Below are 6,071 nucleotides of genomic sequence, written 5' to 3' on the forward strand. Positions count from 1 at the left end.
TGATAATGTGGGCGACAATGTAGGAGACTGTGCTGGAATGGCAGCAGACGTGTTTGAAACGTTTACAGTTACTACTGTTGCTGCGATGATTTTAGGTCACTCATTATTTGATCCAAAAAATTTAATGGGCATAGCTGGAATGCTTCCATTGTTAATTGTTTCTATTGCTTCTGTTTCTGGAATAATTGGTACTTTCTTTGTAAAAGTTGGAAAATCAGGAAATATTATGGGAGCATTTTATAAAGGTTTGGTAGCTACAGCCATTATTTCACTGATTGTTATATGGTTTGCTATGAATAATCTTATACCTGGCTCAATTGGGCAATATCCAACAATAAATATATTTATTACAAGTGTGCTTGGAATGATCCTAACGGGTCTTATAATGTTAATTACAGAGTATTATACATCATATAGCTTTAATCCGGTAAAATCTATAGCAAAATCATCAGTAACAGGTCATGCAACTAACATTATTCAAGGTATGTCTGTAATGTACAAAGCGCCAGCACTCCCCGCAATAGTTATTGCGCTTACAACTTATTTTTCATACCAGCTTGCTGGTTTATACGGTATCGGAATCGCAGCTGCTTCGATGCTTTCTCTAACAGGCATTATTATATCTATAGACTCATATGGACCCATCACGGATAACGCTGGTGGTATAGCTGAAATGGCAGAACTGGATGAATCTGTAAGAAAAGTAACAGATCCATTAGATGCCGTTGGAAATACTACAAAAGCAGTAACCAAAGGATTTGCAATAGGTTCTGCTGCTTTGGCTGCTTTAGTTTTATTTGCCGAATATACAAGGGTTTTAGCTTCATCAAATATAGGTGCTCAATTAACAAGCTTTGATTTAAGCAACCCATACGTAATAGTAGGCTTACTGCTTGGGGGTTTACTACCATTTTATTTTGGCGCTATGTCAATGGAAGCTGTTGGACAAGCAGGTGGTTTAATGGTAGAAGAAGTTAGAAGACAGTTTAGAGAAATTAAAGGCATATTAGAAGGTAAAGCTAAGCCTGATTATGCTGCATGTGTTGATATCGTAACAAAAGCATCTATTAAAAAAATGGTTGCTCCAGGACTTATACCTGTTCTTGCACCGATTATTGTCTACTTTTTATTTGGACCTGTTGCTTTAGGTGCACTATCAATAGGGTCAATTGTAACTGGTTTCTTTTTGGCAGTATCAATGACAAGTGGCGGTGGTGCATGGGATAATGCAAAAAAATATATAGAAGACGGACAATTTGGCGGAAAAGGAAGTGAGGCACATAAAGCAGCAGTAACAGGCGATACGGTTGGAGATCCTCTTAAAGACACTGCAGGGCCTGCTATAAACCCAATGATAAAAATTATAAATATAGTAGCAATACTTATAGTGTTGGTTTTTGCTTAAAAAGGTATAAAATTATGAAAGCAACAATTATAGTTAAACCTAAAAAAAGTGTGCTTGATCCTCAAGGAAATGCAATAAAAAAAGTTGCCGAAAATTATTTTGGGGTGATTTTTAGCGAGATTAGATCTGGGAAATATTTTGAAGTAGAGATTGAGCACGAAAATGCTAAAAACTTCATTGAACAGCTTGCATCTAAAATATTATCAAACGAAATTATTGAGGATTATGAGATTATTTATGAAAGTAGGAATAGTTAGGTTTTTAGGGACAAATTGTGATTATGATTGCGAATTTGCAGCAAACTACATGGGTGCACAAACAAAATTTGTATGGCACGAACAAACAAATCTTAAAGAATTTGATTGTATCATACTTCCTGGCGGTTTCTCTTATGGTGATTATTTAAGGGCAGGAGCGCTAGCAAAGTTTACTAAACTTGCCAGTGCACTAATTGAATTTGATAAATATGGAGGCTATATTTTGGGCATTTGCAATGGTTTTCAGATTTTATGTGAGCTGCATTTGTTAGATGGTGCCCTCATTACAAATGTTAATTTACGCTTTATACACAAGCAAGTGCATATAAAATTGATACCATCTATCTGCAAATTAACTCAAAACATAGAAAAAAAAATCTTGCAAATGCCTATAGCTCACAAAGAAGGCAATTTTTATTGCGATGAAACAACACTTAAAAAATTACGCGATGAAAATAGAATTGTATTTAAATATAGCGACAAAGATGGAAATGTTGATATAGGCACAAACCCAAATGGAAGTCTTGAAAATATAGCTGGCATTTGCAATAAAAAAGGCAACATACTGGGTTTAATGCCTCATCCTGAAAGAGCCATAAGCTTTTTAGGACAAGATGGCGAGTACTTTTTTAGTTTTTTGAGGTAAAGATGTTTGAAGAAAGTAAAAAACTTTTTTTAGAAGCAAAAAAATACATAGTAGGTGGCGTTAACAGTCCAGTTAGAGCTTTCAAAAGTGTTGGAATTGACCCCATATTTATCAAAAAGGCAAAAGGGGCATACCTATACAGTGAGGATTCAAATACTTTTATTGATTATGTTTCCAGTTTTGGACCAAATATTCTTGGAAATGCAAACAATACAATTATAAATAAAGTAAAGGCCGCACTTGAAAACGGCTTTACATATGGCGCCTGCACGAAAGCAGAAATAGAACTTGCAAAAAGAATTGTTGAAGCTTTTGATTCAATTGAATTAACTCGTTTTGTTAACTCTGGCACAGAAGCTGTTATGAGTGCTATTAGACTTGCAAGAGGTTTTACACAAAGAGAAAATTGTCTTAAGTTTATTGGTTGCTATCATGGACACTACGATGGTATGCTTGTTGGTGCTGGATCTGGTGCTGCTACATTTGGTGTACCAACAAGTAAAGGTGTTATAGAAGATATAGCAAAACACACGCTACTTTGCGAATATAATGATTTTGATGCTGTTAAAAAGATATTTCAAGATTTTGGGCATACTATAGCATGTGTTATAGTTGAGCCAATTGCAGCAAATATGGGTGTTGTGTTGCCAAAGCCTAACTTTTTAAAGTTTTTAAGAGAAATCACACAACAATACGAAAGTTTGCTTATATTTGACGAAGTTATAACGGGATTTAGAGCATGTTATGGCGGTGTACAGACTTTAGAAAATATTAAGCCCGATTTAACAATTTTAGGTAAAATTATAGGTGGAGGCTTCCCCCTTGCTATGTATGGGGGAAACAGAGAAATCATGAGTTTAGTAAGTCCGGAAGGGCCGGTTTATCAAGCCGGTACACTATCTGGCAATCCCATCGCTGTCCAGGCGGGTATAGCTACACTTGATATGCTAAAAAACACAAATCCTTATGAACAATTAAAACTAAATACACAAATTTTAGTTTCAAGAATAATGGGACTTGCAAGTACCTATGATATCCCACTTAGTGAAAATTCTTTTGGATCATGTTTTACATTTTTCTTTACAGAAGAAAAACCTACAAATTATACCGAAGTTGTAAAATCTAACGATCGTTTATTTAAAAACTTCTTTTTAGGAATGTTAAAGCGTGGTATATATTTTGCGCCTTCTCAATTTGAAGCAAATTTTCTATCAACTGCACATACCAAAAACGACATAGAGTACACAATAAATGCCGCAGAAGAAATATTTAAAGAATTACAAAATGCAAAATTTATAGTATGAAGAAAAATAAAAATAATAAAGATTTTTATAAAGGTTTATATGATGCTTCAACGATTGGCATGAGTTTTGTTTTTTCCATAATAATTGGGGGTCTTATTGGCTATTTTCTTGATAAACAATTTCCTTCTACACATCCATGGCTTTTATTACTCTTTATTTTTTTTGGTATTGTTGCAGCTTTTAGAAATTTATATATTGGAACAAAAAAAATAAATAAAGAAAGTATAGACAAAAATGACTCAAATAAAAAAACTTGAAATTATTTTAATAATATTGTATTTTATATTCGCAATAATTGCATTTTTTGCAATTAATTTTTTATTTGTAGGTGTTTTGGTGGGTTCGAGCATAGCTTTGATTGATTGGTTTTTATTAAAAAAAATGTCTTTTAGATGGGTAAAAAAAGGTAGGTTTTCTTTCTTTGGAAATATTTTAAGATTATTTGCAGTTGCCTTTTTAATAATTGTAAGCTACAAACTATTAGTATACAGTTTTATAGGTTTAATAATAGGCTTTTCTATTTTGCCTATTTCAGTTTTAGTTTATTTTATCCTGTTTAGAAAAAACTTTAATAAGGAGGCCTAATGGAAGCACCTAACTTTTTGGAATTCATAGCACATGCACTTCATCTTCCAAATTTTATGGTTTTTACGTGGTTTATAATGCTTGTTATAATAGTTTTGGCTATAAGTGTCCGTTTTTCTTTAAAATTCATGCCATCAAATTTCCAGAATGTGGTTGAAGCATTTATATCTGGTATGTACAGTTTTGTAGAAGATATACTTGGTCCAAAAGAAACAAAAAAACATTTTAAGCTAATAGCATCGCTTGGTATATTTATATTCTTTTCAAATATAGTAGAACTTATACCTTGGTTTGTCCCTCCAACATCAAGTTGGAATACAACAATTGCACTTGCTATCTTAGTATTTGTTTACTACCAATACCTGGGCATAAAACACAATGGCCTAAAATATATAAAGCATTTTATGGGTCCTGTGTGGTGGCTTACACCTTTAATGATACCAGTTGAGATAATTGGTCATTTTGCAAGGATTTTATCGCTATCTGTCAGGCTTTTTGGAAATATAGGCGGTGATGATTTACTTTTAGCTGTATTGTTCTTTTTGGTTCCAGCTCTTGTACCAATTCCAGTTATGTTTTTAATATTATTTGCTGCTGTGTTGCAATCTTTTATATTCCCATTACTTACAACACTATACATTGCAGATGCTGTTGCAACACACCATGAGTCATAAAGTAGACAATTTTTTATTGTGAGGAGGTTTTATGAAGGGTAAGGTCTTATTACTAACGGCGCTTTTGCTACTTGCTGCAGTTCCAGCATTTGCAGCAGGCGCTCCACAAGCGGCAAGCTCACTTAAAGAGTACTACATGCTTGTAGCCATGGGTGGAGCAATCGGACTTGGACTGGCTGCTGGTGGTGGCGGTATTGGTCAGGGCCACGCAGTTAACGGTACAGTCTTGGGTACAGCTAGAAACCCAAGTCTTTCTGGAAAGTTACTTACCGTTATGATGATTGGTCTTGCTATGATCGAGTCACTGGTCATCTACATGCTTGTTATTGTTTTGATAATTTTCTATGCAAATCCATTCCATATTGTGTTTTAAATTCTAAAACTATTTTTAAAAGAGGGTCTATTGGCCCTCTTTTAAACCTCATTTCTACCTAGCTTAAGCTTTTTATCAACATAATTTTCAACTAATTGAAAAATTATTTGCGTTTGTTTATTTTGTGCCATCGTGGAAAATATCTTTTCTAAGTATGACTCTCTACTTATCCTTTCAAATGTGTAAATAAAATTAATATCAAAAACCCAACTTAGATGTAAAACTTTTAAATCCATTATGGTTTTTAAATCTACATATTTGACAGGTTTTTTATTTAAAATACTTCTATAAACATTATCTGAAATAAATGCTCTATCTTCTAATTCAAGATTTACAATACTATTAGGTTTTTTGGAGACATAGTTTTGAGTAACAATACGATATATATCAATTTTATCAGCATCTCTAATAACCTTTGATAAAAAGTTTAGTTTGTAATCACCACATTTAGGTAATTGAGCTTTATTATGGTTTTCTATAGCTTTTATTATTATGTTTTTTGTATAATCATTTATATTTTTAAGCAAATTGTTTTCTAATATGACTTTAATAGAAAGCTCAGCATGGTCTTTAGATATTCTATCGTTAAATGTATTAAAAAACGCATATTGCTCAAATCTTCCAATATCATGAAACAAAGCTATTATATAAGCACTGAGCCTGCATTCATTGTTTTTTCTATAATATTGCATAATTTTTAAGGATTCTTTGCAAACATTATGCGTATGTATGCGCTTTAGTTCAAGGTTTTCTTTTTTTTCTGGATAATTTTTTATAAAATCATCAACATCATTTTTGTCTAATCCTGCTTCATTATTGACTTTTGT

At 32.9% G+C, this 6,071-nt stretch carries 9 protein-coding genes; 8 read left to right on the plus strand and 1 reads right to left on the minus strand.

The window, feature by feature from the left end:
- The 8 genes from Q0C22_RS09340 to Q0C22_RS09375 form a co-directional block, all read left to right on the plus strand.
- The coding region (locus Q0C22_RS09340; protein WP_291494087.1) for a sodium-translocating pyrophosphatase at window positions 1-1,405 on the plus strand (1,405 nt) is incomplete at its 5' end.
- 14 nt (window positions 1,406-1,419) lie between these two features.
- A complete protein-coding gene (gene purS, locus Q0C22_RS09345) occupies window positions 1,420-1,662 on the plus strand; it encodes a phosphoribosylformylglycinamidine synthase subunit PurS (protein WP_291494090.1) in 243 nt (80 codons plus the stop codon).
- Window positions 1,643-2,308, plus strand: coding sequence for a phosphoribosylformylglycinamidine synthase I (gene purQ / locus Q0C22_RS09350; protein ID WP_291494092.1), 666 nt, complete (start codon window positions 1,643-1,645; stop codon window positions 2,306-2,308). The genes purS and purQ overlap by 20 nt, the downstream gene beginning before the upstream one ends.
- A gap of 2 nt (window positions 2,309-2,310) precedes the next feature.
- Window positions 2,311-3,612, plus strand: a complete 1,302-nt coding sequence (gene hemL / locus Q0C22_RS09355; protein WP_291494094.1) for a glutamate-1-semialdehyde 2,1-aminomutase — start codon at window positions 2,311-2,313, stop codon at window positions 3,610-3,612.
- Window positions 3,609-3,869, plus strand: a complete 261-nt coding sequence (locus Q0C22_RS09360; protein ID WP_025392223.1) for an AtpZ/AtpI family protein — start codon at window positions 3,609-3,611, stop codon at window positions 3,867-3,869. Before hemL ends, Q0C22_RS09360 begins: the two co-directional genes overlap by 4 nt.
- A complete protein-coding gene (locus tag Q0C22_RS09365; protein ID WP_291494097.1) occupies window positions 3,847-4,197 on the plus strand; it encodes a hypothetical protein in 351 nt (116 codons plus the stop codon). The genes Q0C22_RS09360 and Q0C22_RS09365 overlap by 23 nt, the downstream gene beginning before the upstream one ends.
- Complete coding sequence (gene atpB, locus Q0C22_RS09370) at window positions 4,197-4,871, plus strand: F0F1 ATP synthase subunit A (protein WP_291494099.1); 675 nt, start codon at window positions 4,197-4,199, stop codon at window positions 4,869-4,871. Before Q0C22_RS09365 ends, atpB begins: the two co-directional genes overlap by 1 nt.
- A 31-nt stretch (window positions 4,872-4,902) precedes the next feature.
- Window positions 4,903-5,244 (plus strand): ATP synthase subunit C, encoded by a 342-nt coding sequence (locus Q0C22_RS09375; protein ID WP_025392226.1) that lies wholly within the window; start codon window positions 4,903-4,905, stop codon window positions 5,242-5,244.
- Window positions 5,245-5,285: 41 nt separating this feature from the next.
- Here the strand turns inward: Q0C22_RS09375 and Q0C22_RS09380 are convergent.
- A partial coding sequence (locus Q0C22_RS09380) for an HD domain-containing protein (protein WP_291494101.1) occupies window positions 5,286-6,071 on the minus strand: 786 nt, incomplete at its 5' end.

It is taken from the genome of Desulfurella sp., from assembly GCF_023256235.1.
GTDB lineage: Bacteria > Campylobacterota_A > Desulfurellia > Desulfurellales > Desulfurellaceae > Desulfurella.

Excerpts from the sequence above, each read along its gene's own strand:
- purS (WP_291494090.1), top strand. The coding sequence starts at position 1,420 with ATGAAAGCAACAATTATAGTTAAACCTAAAAAAAGTGTGCTTGATCCT.
- purQ (WP_291494092.1), top strand. The coding sequence starts at position 1,643 with ATGAAAGTAGGAATAGTTAGGTTTTTAGGGACAAATTGTGATTATGAT.
- hemL (WP_291494094.1), top strand. The coding sequence starts at position 2,311 with ATGTTTGAAGAAAGTAAAAAACTTTTTTTAGAAGCAAAAAAATACATA.
- Q0C22_RS09360 (WP_025392223.1), top strand. The coding sequence starts at position 3,609 with ATGAAGAAAAATAAAAATAATAAAGATTTTTATAAAGGTTTATATGAT.
- Q0C22_RS09365 (WP_291494097.1), top strand. The coding sequence starts at position 3,847 with ATGACTCAAATAAAAAAACTTGAAATTATTTTAATAATATTGTATTTT.
- atpB (WP_291494099.1), top strand. The coding sequence starts at position 4,197 with ATGGAAGCACCTAACTTTTTGGAATTCATAGCACATGCACTTCATCTT.
- Q0C22_RS09375 (WP_025392226.1), top strand. The coding sequence starts at position 4,903 with ATGAAGGGTAAGGTCTTATTACTAACGGCGCTTTTGCTACTTGCTGCA.